Raw genomic sequence first — 16,235 nt, forward strand, 5'->3', positions numbered from 1 at the left:
GCCTCTTTTCCGGTCGGTATCCATGCCTCGTATTCCGTTCGGAGACGCGGCAACTCAGCCTTCACTCTACTAAGTCTTCCGCGCGAATGCCGCCGCAGCGGACGCGCGTAACACAGCGTTTACAAATGGTGACGCTTGGCACAGTGCTGGCCGCCGCCCCCGGCACGGCTTAGGCTCTATCCATGGCCCCAAGCAACCTCCCTGAGTCCAGCACGCCCTCCGAAGTACCCGCGCCTTACGGTACGGGACCGGCAGCAGCCGTCCACCCGTCGTCGGCAACGCCTGCGAAGGCTCCCGGCAGGGTGCGGATCCACCACCTGCAGCAGGCCAAGGACAATGGTGGACGGTTTGCCATGCTGACTGCTTACGAGCAATACACGGCCGAGATTTTCGATCAGGCCGGCATCGAAGTATTGCTGGTGGGCGATTCCGCTTCCAACAATGTATTCGGCAACGAAACCAGCCTGCCCGTGACGGTGGACGAGCTGCTTCCCCTGTGCCGCGCTGTCAGCCGATCAGCCAAGCGAGCCCTGGTGATTGCAGACCTTCCCTTTGGCAGCTATGAGGTATCACCCGGGCAGGCCGTGGCTACCGGCGTGCGCTTCCTCAAGGAGGGCCTGGCCCATGCGGTAAAGATTGAGGGTTCGGCCTACTACGCCGAAACGGTCCGGGCCATGGTGCAGGCCGGAATTCCGGTGATGGCCCACATCGGCTTCACACCGCAAAGCGAGCATTCCCTGGGCGGCTACCGCGTTCAGGGCCGCGGCGACGACGCGCAACGGCTGATCGATGACGCGATCGCACTTCAGGACGCCGGCGCCTTCAGCGTGCTCATGGAAATGGTCCCGGCGGACACCGCAGCGGCCGTGGACGCCGCAGTCCGCGTCCCCACTGTCGGTATCGGCGCAGGCAACAGCACAACCGGCCAGGTCCTGGTGTGGCAGGACATGGCCGGATTGCGCGGCGGCAAGATGGCAAAGTTCGTCAAGCAGTACGCGGATCTGCGGAGCACGCTCAGCGACGCTGCTGCGGCCTACGGCGCCGAAGTGCGGTCCGGCCAATTCCCCGGACCCGAGCACTCCTTCTAATCGTCGTCCTGCGCATCCCAGGCGTCGTTGCGCTGCTTGACCTTTTCCAAGGCGTGTTCGGCTTCTTCCCGAGTCTTGTAAGGGCCAATGAGCTGCGTCCAGTCGGACATCGCGTCCTCTTCGATCTGGTGCGTCTTGACGTTGTACCAGTACTCCGCCACGTTTCCTCCTTAGTCCAAGGGCGTCCGGCACGTAACGAACGCGGGCTTGGGGCCACTTCCGGCCCATTGTTACCTGCGTCTCTTGCGTGCCTTATATGATCAATCTATGCCTTCTCCAGCTTTGACCGCACCCATCGGCACGCTCACCCCCGGGACAATCAGCCCGGAGCTCCCTGTGCCGGCGTCGATCGTTCGTCCTGAGTACGTGGGGAAGAAAGCACCGGCAAAGTTCACCGGGTCCGAGGTCAAGTCTGCGGAAACGATCGAGAAGATCAGGATCGCCGGCCGCATAGCAGCCCAGGCGATCGTGGAAGTCGGCAAGCATATCCAGCCCGGAGTCACCACCGACCAGCTGGATCGGATCGGCCACGAATTCCTTCTGGACCACAACGCCTATCCATCCACGCTCGGATACCGGGGGTTCCCCAAGTCGCTCTGCTCCTCGCTGAATGAGGTGATCTGCCACGGCATTCCGGACTCCACCGTGGTGCAGGACGGGGACATCATCAACATCGATATCACGGCGTTCATCAATGGTGTCCACGGGGACACCAACTTCACTTTCCTGGTTGGCGACGTGGATGAGGAATCCCGTCTGCTGGTTGAGCGTACGCAGGAGTCGCTCAACCGGGCCATCAAGGCCGTGGCCCCCGGCCGCGAGATCAATGTCATAGGCCGGGCCATCCAGTCGTACGCCAAACGGTTCGGCTATGGCGTGGTCCGGGACTTTACCGGACACGGAGTGGGTGAGGCCTTCCATACGGGCCTCATCATTCCCCACTATGATGCCGCTCCGGCGTACAACACAGTGATCGAGGCAGGCATGGTGTTCACGATCGAGCCCATGCTGACCCTCGGCACCATCGAATGGGATATGTGGGCGGATGACTGGACCGTTGTGACCAGGGACCGCAAACGCACTGCCCAGTTCGAACACACCTTGCTGGTCACGGAGACCGGCGCGGAAATCCTTACCCTTCCCTGATCCATCCGGAAGGTCCACGCAGCCAACTGTGGCTGTGGCATCTCCATCCCTCCTGCCACGATCGGAATTGAATTGTCCAAAAAGGATGAGAAGACACACAAGCACGCGCCGTTGATCGGAATCGACATTGGCGGTACCGGAATCAAGGGCGGCATCGTCGACCTCAAGAAGGGCAAGCTGATCGGTGATCGCTTCCGCGTGCCTACGCCGCAGCCCGCTACTCCGGAGGCCGTGGCCGAGGTCGTTGCCGAAATCGTCGAGGAGCTCATGGGCCGGCCCGATGCGCCTGCTCCCGGGTCTCCCGTGGGTGTGACGTTCCCAGGAATTATCCAGCACGGGGTGGTCCACTCGGCCGCCAACGTGGACAAGTCCTGGTTGAACACCGATATCGACAAGAAATTCACGGAGCGGCTTGGCCGTCCTGTTGAGGTGATCAACGACGCCGACGCCGCAGGCCTGGCGGAAGCCCGCTACGGCGCAGGTGAAGGCGTGGACGGCACCGTCCTGGTCATCACCCTGGGCACTGGCATTGGTTCGGCATTCATTTTCAACGGGCAGTTGGTCCCCAACGCCGAACTGGGGCACCTCGAAGTGGACGGCTTCGACGCCGAAACCAAGGCTTCAGCGGTGGCCCGGGAACGCGACGGCCTGAGCTGGGATGAATACGGCGTACTGCTGAACCGGTACCTCCAACACGTGGAGTTCCTCTTCTCCCCCGAGCTTTTCATCGTGGGCGGCGGAATCTCAAAGCGGTCGGACGAGTACTTCCCCCACCTTGAGCTTCGCACGAAGATCGTCACGGCAAAGCTGAAGAACGACGCCGGGATCGTTGGTGCCGCGCTTGAAGTGGCACTCCACTATAAACTGGCCAACTAGGCACAGTGCCGGTGGCGGCCTGCGGCTTCCCCTCCGCGGCCGCCACCGGAGTCAGAGTTGGCTCTTTTGGGCGCCCCTGGCTTCCTTTGCATGGGCTTCTGCCTCGTGTCGCAAGAGGGCAATAGCCGATTCGAAGTCTTCCAACGATTCGAAGGCCTGATAAACGCTGGCAAACCGGAGATAAGCCACTTCGTCGAGTTTGCGGAGGGGGCCAAGGATGGCGAGTCCCACCTCATGCGCATCAATTTCGGCAGCACCCGAGGACCGGATGTTCTCTTCCACTTCCTGGGCCAGCATGGCAAGGTCGTCTTCCGTGACCGGACGGCCCTGGCAGGCCTTACGGACTCCGCTGATGACCTTGATCCTGCTAAAGGGTTCGCCAACTCCCGAGCGTTTGATCACCGACAAGCTAGTGGTCTCGACCGTGGTGAATCGGCGCCCGCACTCGGGGCACTGACGACGACGGCGGATGGAAGAACCGTCGTCGGCCATACGGCTGTCGACAACGCGGGAATCAGGATTCCGGCAGAACGGACAATACACGCTGGGCCTCCCCTGATTGGCTCCGGCCTGAAAGTGCTGGTCCGTGCGTGCGGACGCAAAAGGTGCCGGAGGTTATCTCCGGCACCAGTTTACGATCACCAGTGCCCTAATGACAAGCGTGTAACTACTATATGTAGTGGTGGGCACCCTTATATGTAGTGGTCAGGACCGCTCGGCAAAACGGATCTTCACGGCGTCTCCGTGCCCTGGAAGGTCCTCGGCGCCGGAAAGGCTGACGATATGGCCACTGACCTCTTCCAAGGCGGTCCGTGAGTAGTTGATGACCTGGACTGCGCGCAGGAACGTGGTGACGTTCAACCCGGATGAGAATGCTGCTGTACCGCTCGTGGGCAATACGTGGTTGGATCCGGCACAGTAGTCACCCAGGCTGACCGGGCTGTAGTCACCCACAAAGACCGCTCCGGCGTTGCGGATCCGGGACGCCACGGAAGGCGCGTCGGCAGTCATGATCTCCAGGTGTTCCGCTGCATACGCATTGCACACTGCGATCCCCTGCTCCAAGTCGTCAACCAGCACTACGCCCGACTGCGGACCGGACAATGCCTCGCATACGCGCGAACTGTGCTTGGTGGCGCCAGCTTGTCGCCTGAGTTCAACCACGACGGCGCCGGCCAGTTCTTCGGAGTCGGTCACCAGCACGGACGCGGCCTTGGGATCGTGCTCGGCCTGGCTGATCAGATCGGCCGCGACGAGCGGGGCCTGCGCGGTCGAGTCGGCCAAAATGGCAATCTCCGTCGTGCCGGCCTCGGAGTCGATACCCACCACGCCCTTGACCAGGCGCTTTGCCGTGGCCACGAAGATGTTGCCCGGACCCGTGACGACGTCGACGGGCTCGATGGGCAGTTCCTCGCCGGATCCCGGGATACCGTAGGCGAAGGACACGATCGCCTGCGCACCACCGATGGCATAAACCTCATCGATGCCCAGCAACGAGGCAGCGGCCAGGATGGTGGGGTGCGGTAGGCCGCCGAAATCCTTCTGGGGAGGCGATGCCAAAGCAATGGATTCCACACCGGCCGCCACCGCAGGCACCACGTTCATGATGACGGAGGAAGCCAAGGGGGCCAGCCCGCCGGGTACGTAAAGGCCAACACGCCCAACCGGAATCCAGTTCTGGCTGACTACGGCACCGTCACCGAGGGCAACGTCGACGTTGGCAGGCCGCTGCTTTTCCGCGAACTGCGTGGCCCGGCTGATCGATTCTTCCAATGCTGCCCGTACTCCGGGATCAAGCTCTGCCAATGCCTTGACCAGCGCCTCCGCCGGCACGCGCGGGTGTGACTGCTCCACGCCGTCGAAATTGCGGGCGAGGTCCCCCAGAGCGGCAAAGCCGCGGCTGCGGACGTCGGCAATGATGTCCAGGACCTTGTGCTCGGCATCAGCGAGCGTTTGATGCTGCGCGCGCGGAACCGCAGAACGAAGTTCTGCCAAAGAGAGATGCCGGCCACGGAAGTCGATACTGCGGAAATTCAGGGACGCCGTGGCAGTGGAGGAAGTATCCGAAGGTGTGCTCACCCGGCTATTTTACGGGCTTGCGGGAGAGAACCCCGAACAGGCCCAGGATGAAGGTCACAAAGGCAGTGGCACACGGCCACAGCAGGAGCACTGCGTAGGAGCGCAAGGTAAACCCGTACTCCGGCCCAAGTGCAGGATCGGGAGCCGTACCCCACAGCTGCGCGGCGAGCAGGCCGACCGCCCAGGACACCGCTGCCCCGACGGCGCCACCGGCCAGCGCCAGCCCGAACCGGCGCCCGGTTCCGGCTCCGTTCAACTTCCCGTCGAGGGCCAGTCCCACCACACAACCGGCGGCCACCATGATGGCGGCGAGAACCAGGTCCCGAGGCAGCCATGAACCCGGGTTCGATGGATTCGCGAGTTCCGGATTGCCGGAGAGCACGTTCAAGCCACCGGGAGCAAGAACCCACCACAGCACGCCCAACACGACGCCGGCCAATGCAGGAATAATCAGCCAGAGGGTATCCCGCGAACGCCAAAAAGCGGTACGGGGAGGTGGCGCGGCTTCCCTCGGGACATCAACAGTTGGCTCGGTCATGCCACTCACATTAACAAAGGTTTACGTGGGTCCGGGAAAATGCGGATGCAAGGGCCGCCGGGGCATACCCTGAAGGAAGACGCCAGGCCCCCAGCCCAGGAGAGCAACAACAGTGGCAAACGCCGTACCCGGTTTTGAGCAGACTTTCAGGGAAATGTTCCGACGCCATGCGGCCGGAGTCGCCATCATCACGGCAAATTTGAACGACAAGCCGTTCGGCTTCACGGCAACCTCGGTCGCTTCCCTTTCCGCGGAGCCGCCGCGGTTCACGTTCAATATGGCCAGGAGTTCGAGTTCCTGGCCGGCCGTCGCCAACGCGACCTACATCGGCGTCCACATGCTCGGCCTTGAAAACCAGGCACTGGCGGACCGCTTCGCCCGCACCAGGGACCGTTTCGACGGCGACCACTGGGAGCCGGGTCCACACGGTGTCCCCATCCTCAAGGACGTCACGGGATGGCTGGTTGGAAAGATCCAGATGCGCCTGTCCTTCGAGAACAACGCCGTAGTGGTAGTCGAGGTGGTTGATGGCCAGGTCGGCGAAACGGGCACTCCCCTGCTCTACCACAGCGGGGCCTACAGCAAGCCGACGCCGCTGGACTACGAGATATAGCAGTCCAGCGACGCGCCTGGATTTGGATCAGTTGTCCAGGCAGGCCGGCCCCAGCAGGACCTTCAAGTCACCGAACAGCGATGGGCTGGGATTGACCCGGAGGTGAACCGGCAGGCCCATGACCTCCACCTTGGTATCGCCCATGAGTTTCAGCCGGACTTCAGAGTTGCCCCTGTGCGTGCGCAGTACATCGCGGAGGTCCGTCACCACCGTCTCCGTGGCCTTGAACGTGGGGATGGTGATCACCACGGGGCCATTAACGCTTTCGCTGAGATCGGGAACGGACAACTCCATGCAGTTCAGGGTGACCGCTCCGTCGTCCCGGCGTTGCAGACGGCCCTTGACCACCACAATGAGATCCTCCGCCAATACCGACGCGATGGGACCATAGACCTGGCCGAAGAACATGACTTCCATCGAACCGCCAAGGTCCTCGATCTCGGCGCGTGCGTAGGCGTTGCCACTGGCCTTGGCGATGCGCCGGCTCAGTGATGTGATCATCCCGGCGATGGTGACAATAGCGCCGTCGTGCGGTCCGTCTTCGGCAATGATCGAGGTAATGGACATCTCCGCGTGCTGGCTCAGTACACCTTCCAGGCCCTGCAGCGGGTGGTCGGAAACGTAAAGGCCCAGCATGTCCCGTTCGAAGGACAACTTGTCCTTTTTCTCCCACTCAGGCAGGTCCGGAATTTCCGTTGTGAGCGAGGCCTCAGGTTCCTGGTCCTCGAAGCCGGCAAAGAGATCGAACTGTCCGATCGCCTCATTTCGCTTGAGCGTAATGACGGAGTCGATGGCTTCTTCGTGGATCATGGCCAAGGCGCGGCGGTGGTGGCCCAGCGAGTCGAATGCCCCGGCCTTGATCAGCGACTCGATGGTGCGCTTGTTGCACACGATCGCCGGGACCTTCATGAGGAAGTCCTTGAATGAGGTGTAGGCACCTTCTGTCGTTCGGGCCGCGACCATGGCTTCCACGACGTTTACGCCGACGTTCCGGATTGCCCCCATTCCAAAGCGGATGTCCGTTCCCACCGGAGTAAAGTTCAGCGACGATTCGTTGACGTCCGGCGGGAGCACGGTGATACCCATCCGGCGGCACTCGTTGAGGTAGATCGCAGACTTGTCTTTGTCATCACCAACGGACGTCAGCAAAGCGGCCATGTACTCCGGCGCGTAATGGGCTTTCAGGTAGGCGGTCCAGTAGGAAATCACTCCGTACGCAGCCGAGTGCGCCTTGTTGAAGGCATAGTCGGAGAAGGGAAGGAGGATGTCCCAGAGCGTCTTGACGGCTTCCATGGAGTAGCCGTTGTCCTGCATGCCTTGGGAGAATCCGGCAAACTGCTTGTCCAGTTCCGACTTCTTCTTCTTACCCATGGCACGCCGGAGGATGTCTGCCTGGCCCAGCGAGTAGCCTGCCAGCTTCTGCGCCACGGCCATGACCTGCTCCTGGTACACGATCAGGCCGAAGGTCCCGCCAAGGATTTCCTTGAGCGGTTCCTCAAGCTCAGGGTGGATCGGGATGACCTCCTGGATGCCGTTCTTGCGCAAGGCATAGTCCGTGTGGGCGTTGGCGCCCATGGGTCCAGGCCGGTACAGGGCAAGGACTGCGGAGATGTCTTCGAAGTTGTCAGGCTTCATGAGCTTCAGCAGCGACCGCATGGGACCGCCGTCGAGCTGGAATACGCCCAAGGTGTCGCCGCGGGCCAGAAGCTCGTAGGACGCTGCGTCGTCCAGTTCCAGGGTTTCGAGGTCGAGCTCGACGCCCCGGTTCATCTTGATGTTTTCCAGGGCGTCCGAAATGATCGTGAGGTTTCGCAGCCCCAGGAAGTCCATCTTGATCAGGCCGAGGCCCTCGGACGTGGGGTAATCGAACTGGGTGATGACCTGGCCGTCCTGGAATCGGCGCATAATCGGAATGACGTCGATGATGGGGTCCGAGGACATGATCACACCGGCAGCGTGCACACCCCATTGGCGTTTCAGGCCCTCGATGCCCAGCGCCGTTTCAAAGACCTTGGCGGCTTCAGGGTCGGTGGCTATGAGTTGCCGGAAGTCCCCCGCCTCGCTGTAGCGCTTGGCCTCAGGGTTCTGGATGTCCGCCAGCGGGATGTCCTTGGCCATTACGGCCGGCGGAAGGGCCTTGGTCAGCGTCTCCCCCATGCTGAACGGGTAGCCCAGCACGCGCGAAGAGTCCTTGAGCGCCTGCTTGGTCTTGATGGTTCCATAGGTCACGATCATCGCCACGCGTTCGTCGCCGTACTTCCTTGTGACGTAGTCGATCACTTCCGAACGGCGGCGATCATCGAAGTCGACGTCGAAGTCGGGCATGGAAACGCGGTCAGGGTTGAGGAAGCGCTCGAAGATCAGGCCGTGCTGGAGCGGGTCGAGGTCGGTGATTCGCATGGCGTAGGCAACCATGGATCCGGCACCGGAACCACGGCCCGGTCCCACGCGGATGCCATTGTTCTTTGCCCAGTTGATGAAGTCGGCCACCACCAGGAAGTATCCGGGGAAGCCCATGGAGGTGATGACCTCAAGCTCGTAATCGGCCTGCTTGCGTACCTTGTCGGGCACACCCTGCGGGTAACGGTACGCCAGGCCTTTGTCCACCTCTTTGACCAGCCAGGAGGTTTCGTCTTCTCCGGGCGGGCAAGGGAAACGGGGCATGTAGTTGGCGCCGGTGTTGAAGGACACTTCGCAGCGCTCGGCGATCAGGAGCGTGTTGTCGCAGGCATCCGGATGGTCCCGGAACAGCTCCCGCATTTCCTGCGGAGACTTCAGGTAGTAGCCGCTGCCCGAGAACGCGAAGCGCGAACCGCCGTTGTCGTATGTTGGCTCCAGCAGCGTGGAGCCGGACTGGATGGCCAGCAAGGCCTCGTGCGCTTTGGCGTCGTGTTCGTGGGTGTAGTGGAGGTCGTTGGTGGCTACCAGAGGGAGGTTAAGTTCCTTCGCCAGCCGCAGCAGATCCCCAGTGACCCGCCGCTCGATGTCCAGGCCGTGGTCCATCAACTCGCAGAAGTAGTTCTCGGCGCCGAAAATGTCCCGGAACTCGGCGGCGGCTTCCACGGCCTCCCGGTACTGGCCAAGCCGCAGCCGGGTCTGCACCTCACCCGACGGGCAGCCCGTGGTGGCAATGAGCCCTTCCGAGTAAGTGTTGAGCAGTTCGCGGTCCAAACGGGGCCACTTGCCGAACACGGAATCCAGCGACGCAATGGACGATGCACGGAAAAGATTCCGCATGCCCACGTTGTTGTAGCTCAACAGCGTCATGTGGGTATAGGAGCCACCACCGGAAACATCGTCCTTGCGCTGGCTCTCGTCTCCCCACCGGACACGTTCTTTGTCCCCCCGTGCTGTTCCGGGGGTGACATAGGCTTCGACGCCGATGATGGGCTTGATGCCTTTGTCCGTGGCTTTGCGCCAAAAGTCGAAGGACCCGAAAAGGTAACCATGGTCCGTAGTGGCCAAGGCAGGCATGCCCAAACGCTCAGTCTCATCAAAGAGTTCGCCAAGCCTGGCTGCTCCATCCAGCATGGAGTACTCGGTGTGGGTGTGCAGGTGGACAAACGAATCATTGCTGGAACTCACCCCGACAGTCTACCGTCTACCCACTGACGGAACTGGGACCGGCAAGGCCGGGCCGCGGGACCATTGCCATGGATCAGGCAGCTCCACTTGCGAGCAAATCCAGTGCATATTGCAGATCAGCCGGATATTCACTGGTCACTTCAACCCAGTCACCCGAACGGGGGTGGTTGAAACCCAGTTTCCGTGCATGCAGCCATTGCCGGGTGAGGCCCAGGGTCGCGGCGAGGCGGGGATCGGCGCCGTAGGTAAGATCACCCGCGCACGGATGACGCAACGCCGAGAAGTGCACACGAATCTGGTGGGTGCGGCCTGTTTCCAGGTGGACCTCCACCAGGGTGGCCTTGCCGAACGCTTCCAGGACCTCGTAGTGAGTCACCGACGGGCGGCCGTCCTCAATCACGGCGAACCGCCAATCGTGTCCTGGATGACGGCCGATCGGAGCATCGATCGTGCCCTCCAACGGATCCGGAAGACCCTGCACCACAGCGTGGTAAACCTTGTCCACCGTACGTTCCTTGAACGCCCGCTTGAGCACGGTATACGCATGCTCCGTCTTCGCTACCACCATCACGCCCGACGTGCCGACGTCGAGCCGGTGAACGATACCGGCCCGTTCGGGCGCTCCGGAAGTGGAAATCCGGTACCCCGCGCCTGCGAGGCCACCAACCACCGTGGGACCCACCCAGCCCGGAGATGGATGCGCAGCAACGCCCACAGGCTTATCGATGACGACGAAATCCTCGTCATCCAGCAGGATCTTCAGGCCTTCCACAACTTCCTCCACGACTTCCAAGGGGTCCGGCCGTTCCGGCACGGTAACTTCCAGGACGGCACCCGCAACGAGTTTTGCCGACTTTCCCAGGGCAGTACCCGCGCTCGTCACGTTTCCTTCGGCAATCAGGAGTGCAGCAGCCGAGCGTGAGATCTCCAGCAGTTTGGCCAGCCCCGCGTCCGCCCGGGCTCCCGCCAAAGCCTCGGGAACAACAACCGTTTCACTCACCGGCCGGCTCCTCAGGGCGGTCTTTCACAGGCTTGCCCGCCGCGTGGCGCTTGCCGTCCATGCCGATACCACGAAGGGTCAAGAGGCAAATGATGACGACGCCGGAAACCACGGCTGAATCGGCAATGTTGAAGATCGCGAAATTCGGCAACTGGATGAAGTCCACCACGTGGCCCATCGCGAACGACGGCTCACGGAAGAGCCGGTCCGTTAGGTTCCCCAAGGCTCCCCCCAAGAGCAGACCCAGCGAGAGGGCCCACCAGGCTGAGCCAAGCCGCCGCAGCTGGAAGAGGATGGCTACGGAGACAGCCGCCATCACGATAGTGAAGATCCACGTGACGTTCTCGCCTATGGAGAAGGCCGCCCCCGAGTTGCGGATGTAGTACCAATGGAGCAGGGGTGGCAGGACGGGAATCCTTTCACCTTCTGTCATGGTGCTGGTCACCCAGAGCTTGGTGAGCTGGTCAAAAACGTAGGCAAATACCGCGAAGCCTGCGAAAAGCCAGATCAGGGCAGGGCGCCATTTTCGTTGGACAGCGGGCGCGGCCTGCGGCGTGCTGCCGGGAAAGTCGTCGGTCATAGGGCTTTCATTCGTGAACCGTAGTGGGAAACGCCAAGGCGTTAACAGCAAAAGCCGGCGGCCGAGGAGTCCTCAGCCACCGGCTTTCAGAATACTTGCTAAACGTCGGCCGTCGCTTCGCCGACCTCCGGGGCAGCTACGGAACCACGGGCGTCGAGGTCACGGAGCTGGCCTTCGATGTAGGCCTTCAGGCGGGAGCGGTAGTCACGTTCGAAGCCACGCAGCTGCTCAACCTTGCGCTCGAGCACCGAGCGCTGCTGCTCCAGGGCGCCAAGGATCTTGCGGGACTTCTCCTGCGCGTCGTTGACCAGGCTGGAGGCTTCGATCTGCGCCTCGGCAATGATCTTTTCCTTCTGCTGCGCACCATCGGCAACGTGTTTGTCGTGCATCTGCTGTGCCATGGCGAGCAGGCCGGCAGCGGACTCGGCAGAGGGGGTGACCGTGTTGTTCGCGGCAGGCGCCTTGGCGGCAGCAGCAGCCTGCTCAGCTTCCTTCTTCTTGGCAGCCTCTGCAGCCTTGGCCTCAGCTTCGGCCTTCGCCTCGGCTTCCTTGTCCACCTTGACGGGGGCCGGAACCTTCTCAACGACCGGAGCCGGAGCAGCAGCCGCCGGCACAGCCGAACCAGCTTCGCTGAGCTTCTTGCGAAGTTCGTCGTTCTCCTGGTTCAGGCGGCGCAGTTCAACCACGATCTCGTCGAGGAAGTCATCCACCTCGTCCTGGTCGTAGCCTTCGCGGAACTTGGTCGGCTGAAAGCGCTTGTTGACAACGTCTTCTGGCGTCAAAGCCATCTGGTCACCTCGTTGGTCTAGTTAGTCAGTAGGCCTTCCGGCCGTTCAAAACTACGGTACCTAAATATCATCTGGTTCCTCTAATTCAACACCATCGTGTTGAATTGGAGAATTTGCGGGCCCTGAGGCCCGGGACGGGCATTCCTGCCCAGGTGCGCTAAGCGAGGCCGCTGCTCACCGCCATGGCGATGCTCACGGCGATGATCAGGACCAGGAAGCCCAAATCCAGGGACACTCCGCCGAGTTGCAAGGGCGGTATCAGTCGCCGCAAGCGCTTCAAGGGTGGGTCCGTCACCGAATAGACCACATGGGCTGTAACCAACGCCACACCCCGGGGCCGCCACTGGCGCGCAAACATCTGCACCCATTCAAAGATCAACCTGATGATCAGAGCAATGAAAAACAGCAACAACACAATATAGATAAGGCCGAAAACAATGCCCACGAGTTAGCTCAGATCTCCCACTTGTTCCGGAATGCCGATCGGTCCCTACTATTGCAACACAGATGCCAGGCAGGATGACCCGCCTGGCATCTGAAGATGAAGACTGTTCTCAGCTCTGGTTGAAGAAGCTGGCCTGCGATTCGCTGGCCTTTTTGTCGTCGCCAATCACTTCCACGTAGGACGGAGAGAGCAGGAAAACTTTGTTGGTCACCCTCTCGATACTGCCATGGAGGCCAAAAACGAGACCGGCGGAGAAATCCACCAGGCGCTTGGCGTCGGCTTCCCCCATATCGGTGACGTTCATGATGACCGGAATGCCATCCCGGAAGCTTTCGCCGATGAGCTTGGCATCGTTGTAGGAGCGCGGGTGGACAGTGGTGATTTGCCTCAAGCCGGAGGCGTCTTCGCGGCTCGACGCCGCACGCTTGATGGGTGTCACGGGTGCGCGGTATTCCTCTTCGGCTTCTACAGTGGGCATTTCACGGACAACTTCCCGGACCGGTGCAGGAGCTCGGCGCTCTTCCCGTTCCTGTGACTGGGGGCGTTCTTCGTCGTGTTGCGCGACAGCCTGCTCAGATTCGTAGTGTTCATCGCCGTCGGCGAGCCCAAGATAGATCATTGTCTTGCGCAGAGCGCCAGCCATGGTGCACTCCTATCGTTTCTGCAGTAGGCGGGCCGCCATGACTTGACGTAGTTGGAACCCCGGCCCGTCATTCCAATACTTTGACGCTACCCCACGGCCGGACGTGATCCGAGAATATCGGAGCCAATTCTCAGGTGTGTCGTCCCGAACTTGATGGCAGCTTCCAGGTCCTGGCTCATCCCGGCAGAGATCCCCGAAGCATGGGGATGGTTCCTCCGGAGTTCCGCGGAGATACCGGCCAGTTTCTCAAAGGCGGCTTCCGGATCGGCTCCCAGGGGAGCAACAGCCATGAGCCCGGCCAGTGTCAGCCCAGGCGAGGCTTCTATCCCATCGGCCAAGCTCCCGACGTCGGCCGGCCGGGCACCGCCGCGGTGCGCTCCGGCGTCGTCATCCAACGTGACCTGGATATAGCAATCAAGATCGCTGCGGCCCGTTGCATCCTGCTCACGGGCCATCGCCTTTTGAAGCGCGGACACAAGTTGCACGCGGTCAATGGACTGTACCGACGAGGCATATCTCACTACCGACTTCGCCTTGTTGCTCTGCAGTTGGCCAATGAAATGCCATCGGACTTCCAGGCCGTTCAGTTCGGCGGACTTGGCGGCAGCCTCTTGGTCACGATTCTCACCCACATCCTTGACTCCAAGGGCAGCCAGACGACTGACGTCCTCAGCCGGATGGAACTTGGTGACAACAATCAGTTGCGGCCGGTCAGTCCTTCCGGCGGCGGCAGTTGCCTGCTCGATGCGCCGCGAGACGGCCGCCAGACGCTCCGCCAACTGCTGCGCGCGTGCGTCCAACGGCGCTCCGCCCGTTTCGAAACCGCTCAATGAGTCCACACCAAACCTGCAAATCGACCCGTGCGGGAGTGCCGCCTGTATGAGAACAAAGCCTCGTTTTCCAAAGTGCAGCCGCCCGAATACTCCACCGGGATGTCGAGGTCGCCCAGCTGGGCCCTGACACCGGCAGGCAGGTCCAACGCCGGTGTCCCCCACGTCGTTTCCGACCATGCCGCCGGCACGACGGCGGCGACGTCCTCCCGCAGGGCGCCGGGGACTTCGTAGCAGCGTCCACAGATGGAGGGTCCGATCCAAGCGGAGATATTGACCGCTCCTTCGGCACGCATCGCGGCCACCGCAGCGGGCACCACCGCGGACGCGACGCCGGGGCGGCCCGCGTGGGCGACGCCGACGACGGGAACATGCCCGGCGTCTTCTCCCACCAGGACTACCGGCACGCAATCGGCCACCATGACGGCGAGGGGCTGCACGGCCCCGGAAGCATCGGGAACCGACACCATGGCATCGACGGTAGGCCCATCACCAAATTCACGGATCATTGCCACGCGGTTCCCATGGACCTGATTCATGTACTGAAAGCGGTTAGGGCCAAGTTCCAGGGCCGACTCCAACTTCTGCCTGCGCCCGACTACCAACTCCGGGTCGTCGCCGACGTGAAGCGCCAGGTTGCCGGCACCGGTATCAGTGAATGCCACGGATATCCCGGGCCGGACTTCGTTGCGCCACCAAAACACCTGGTATTGACTCCCTATGGTTTTGTTTCAGGCCTGTCGACTTATTTCAGGCCCGTCGGCCTACTTCAGGAAATCGGGTACGTCGAGGTCGTCGGAGCGGTTGCCCGTCAGGTCAGGCTCAACCACGGCGGGAAGATCGACGTCGAAGCCCGAGTCGGCAGGGAGCGCGGACGGACGCTGCTGCCCCCAGTTGCTCAGGCTGGCTGCGCCGATGCCGGCTGTTGCATGCTGCGGCGCTGCTGCGTTGCTCGGAGCTGCCGACGGTGCGGCCGGGCGGTCTGCCGGGACCGGGTTTTGGGCCGGACGCGACTGGTCCATCGAAGGCGAGGTTGCCTTGACGTCGTCGAAACCTGCAGCGATGACCGTCACGCGGGCTTCGTCGCCCAAGGCGTCATCAATGACGGCACCGAAGATGATGTTCGCTTCGGGGTGCGCGACTTCCTGAACCAGGCGTGCGGCCTCGTTGATCTCGAACAGACCGAGGTCCGAGCCGCCCTGGATGGAGAGCAGGACACCGTGGGCGCCATCAATCGAAGCTTCCAGGAGCGGAGAAGCAATGGCGAGCTCTGCGGCCTTGACGGCGCGGTCTTCACCACGGGCAGACCCAATACCCATCAACGCCGAGCCTGCACCCTGCATGACCGACTTGACGTCCGCGAAGTCCAGGTTGATCAAGCCGGGAGTCGTGATGAGGTCCGTGATGCCCTGGACACCGGACAGAAGGACCTGGTCAGCGGAGCGGAAGGCGTCCAGGACAGAGACGTTGCGGTCGCTGATGGAGAGGAGGCGGTCGTTAGGGATGACGATCAGGGTGTCGACTTCGTCGCGGAGCGCGTCGATACCCGCTTCGGCAGAACCTGCCCGACGACGGCCTTCGAACGTGAAGGGGCGGGTGACTACACCGATGGTCAGGGCACCAAGCGAACGGGCGATGCGGGCCACAACGGGAGCCCCGCCCGTGCCTGTGCCACCACCTTCACCGGCCGTGACGAACACCATGTCGGCACCTCGGAGCACTTCCTCGATCTCATCGGCGTGGTCTTCGGCGGCCTGCTTACCGACCTCGGGGTTGGCTCCCGCGCCGAGGCCGCGGGTGAGTTCGCGTCCGACGTCGAGCTTGACGTCGGCGTCGCTCATGAGCAGCGCCTGCGCGTCAGTGTTGATGGCGATGAACTCGACGCCGCGAAGGCCGACTTCAATCATCCGGTTGACTGCGTTCACGCCACCGCCGCCGATGCCGACGACCTTGATGACGGCCAAGTAATTCTGCGGTGCTGCCACGTTTCGTGCCCCTTGCTTGTGTCCTATAGCGAAACTGAT

At 62.1% G+C, this 16,235-nt stretch carries 17 protein-coding genes; 4 read left to right on the top strand and 13 right to left on the bottom strand.

Going from position 1 to position 16,235, the window contains the following annotated elements; genetic code table 11:
• Positions 1–182 precede the first annotated feature (182 nt).
• A complete protein-coding gene (panB, locus tag ACIPY2_RS07195) occupies positions 183–1,088 on the top strand; it encodes a 3-methyl-2-oxobutanoate hydroxymethyltransferase (protein ID WP_400265662.1) in 906 nt (301 codons plus the stop codon).
• Here the strand turns inward: panB and ACIPY2_RS07200 are convergent.
• Entirely contained in the window at positions 1,085–1,249 is a 165-nt protein-coding gene (locus ACIPY2_RS07200; protein ID WP_400265663.1) for an SPOR domain-containing protein, read from the bottom strand. The two genes, panB and ACIPY2_RS07200, sit on opposite strands and share 4 nt — an antisense overlap.
• 106 nt (positions 1,250–1,355) lie before the next feature.
• Between ACIPY2_RS07200 and map the strand changes: the two genes are divergently transcribed.
• Positions 1,356–2,234 carry a type I methionyl aminopeptidase gene (map, locus tag ACIPY2_RS07205; RefSeq protein WP_400265664.1) on the top strand — a complete coding sequence of 293 codons (879 nt, stop codon included), beginning with the start codon at positions 1,356–1,358 and terminating at the stop codon, positions 2,232–2,234.
• A 72-nt stretch (positions 2,235–2,306) separates the two neighbouring features.
• Positions 2,307–3,110: a polyphosphate--glucose phosphotransferase gene (gene ppgK, locus ACIPY2_RS07210; RefSeq protein ID WP_400265665.1), complete on the top strand. Its 804-nt coding sequence runs from the start codon at positions 2,307–2,309 to the stop codon at positions 3,108–3,110.
• Positions 3,111–3,161: 51 nt separating this feature from the next.
• Here the strand turns inward: ppgK and nrdR are convergent, their stop codons facing one another.
• From nrdR to ACIPY2_RS07225, 3 genes are all read right to left on the bottom strand, one after another.
• Positions 3,162–3,653: a transcriptional regulator NrdR gene (gene nrdR / locus ACIPY2_RS07215; protein ID WP_400265666.1), complete on the bottom strand. Its 492-nt coding sequence runs from the start codon at positions 3,651–3,653 to the stop codon at positions 3,162–3,164.
• A gap of 162 nt (positions 3,654–3,815) precedes the next feature.
• Positions 3,816–5,189 carry a histidinol dehydrogenase gene (gene hisD, locus ACIPY2_RS07220; RefSeq protein ID WP_400265667.1) on the bottom strand — a complete coding sequence of 458 codons (1,374 nt, stop codon included), beginning with the start codon at positions 5,187–5,189 and terminating at the stop codon, positions 3,816–3,818.
• Positions 5,190–5,193: 4 nt separating this feature from the next.
• On the bottom strand, positions 5,194–5,727 hold the full coding sequence (locus ACIPY2_RS07225; RefSeq protein ID WP_400265668.1) for a hypothetical protein: 534 nt from the start codon (positions 5,725–5,727) through the stop codon (positions 5,194–5,196).
• Between the two features lie 154 nt (positions 5,728–5,881).
• On the opposite strand from ACIPY2_RS07225, the gene ACIPY2_RS07230 reads away from it, so the two are divergent.
• Positions 5,882–6,340, top strand: coding sequence for a flavin reductase family protein (locus tag ACIPY2_RS07230; RefSeq protein ID WP_400265761.1), 459 nt, complete (start codon positions 5,882–5,884; stop codon positions 6,338–6,340).
• 27 nt (positions 6,341–6,367) lie between these two features.
• On the opposite strand, the gene dnaE is transcribed toward ACIPY2_RS07230, so the two are convergent.
• The 9 genes from dnaE to ftsZ form a co-directional block, all read right to left on the bottom strand.
• On the bottom strand, positions 6,368–9,925 hold the full coding sequence (dnaE, locus tag ACIPY2_RS07235) for a DNA polymerase III subunit alpha (RefSeq protein ID WP_400265669.1): 3,558 nt from the start codon (positions 9,923–9,925) through the stop codon (positions 6,368–6,370).
• Between the two features lie 73 nt (positions 9,926–9,998).
• Positions 9,999–10,925, bottom strand: coding sequence for an RluA family pseudouridine synthase (locus tag ACIPY2_RS07240; RefSeq protein WP_400265670.1), 927 nt, complete (start codon positions 10,923–10,925; stop codon positions 9,999–10,001).
• Complete coding sequence (lspA, locus tag ACIPY2_RS07245; RefSeq protein ID WP_400265671.1) at positions 10,918–11,505, bottom strand: signal peptidase II; 588 nt, start codon at positions 11,503–11,505, stop codon at positions 10,918–10,920. Before lspA ends, ACIPY2_RS07240 begins: the two co-directional genes overlap by 8 nt.
• A gap of 98 nt (positions 11,506–11,603) precedes the next feature.
• On the bottom strand, positions 11,604–12,293 hold the full coding sequence (locus tag ACIPY2_RS07250; protein ID WP_400265672.1) for a DivIVA domain-containing protein: 690 nt from the start codon (positions 12,291–12,293) through the stop codon (positions 11,604–11,606).
• A gap of 157 nt (positions 12,294–12,450) precedes the next feature.
• Complete coding sequence (locus tag ACIPY2_RS07255; RefSeq protein WP_400265673.1) at positions 12,451–12,738, bottom strand: YggT family protein; 288 nt, start codon at positions 12,736–12,738, stop codon at positions 12,451–12,453.
• Positions 12,739–12,847: 109 nt separating this feature from the next.
• Positions 12,848–13,381 carry a cell division protein SepF gene (locus ACIPY2_RS07260; protein WP_400265674.1) on the bottom strand — a complete coding sequence of 178 codons (534 nt, stop codon included), beginning with the start codon at positions 13,379–13,381 and terminating at the stop codon, positions 12,848–12,850.
• A gap of 86 nt (positions 13,382–13,467) precedes the next feature.
• Positions 13,468–14,220 (bottom strand): YggS family pyridoxal phosphate-dependent enzyme, encoded by a 753-nt coding sequence (locus ACIPY2_RS07265; protein ID WP_400265675.1) that lies wholly within the window; start codon positions 14,218–14,220, stop codon positions 13,468–13,470.
• The gene (locus ACIPY2_RS07270) at positions 14,208–14,915 is read right to left on the bottom strand and encodes a polyphenol oxidase family protein (RefSeq protein ID WP_400265676.1); all 708 of its coding nucleotides are present in this window, start codon (positions 14,913–14,915) and stop codon (positions 14,208–14,210) included. The genes ACIPY2_RS07265 and ACIPY2_RS07270 overlap by 13 nt, the downstream gene beginning before the upstream one ends.
• A gap of 60 nt (positions 14,916–14,975) precedes the next feature.
• Positions 14,976–16,196 (bottom strand): cell division protein FtsZ, encoded by a 1,221-nt coding sequence (gene ftsZ / locus ACIPY2_RS07275; RefSeq protein WP_400265677.1) that lies wholly within the window; start codon positions 16,194–16,196, stop codon positions 14,976–14,978.
• Positions 16,197–16,235: the final 39 nt, after the last annotated feature.

This window comes from Paenarthrobacter sp. NPDC089675 (assembly GCF_044749185.1).
Lineage (GTDB): Bacteria > Actinomycetota > Actinomycetes > Actinomycetales > Micrococcaceae > Arthrobacter.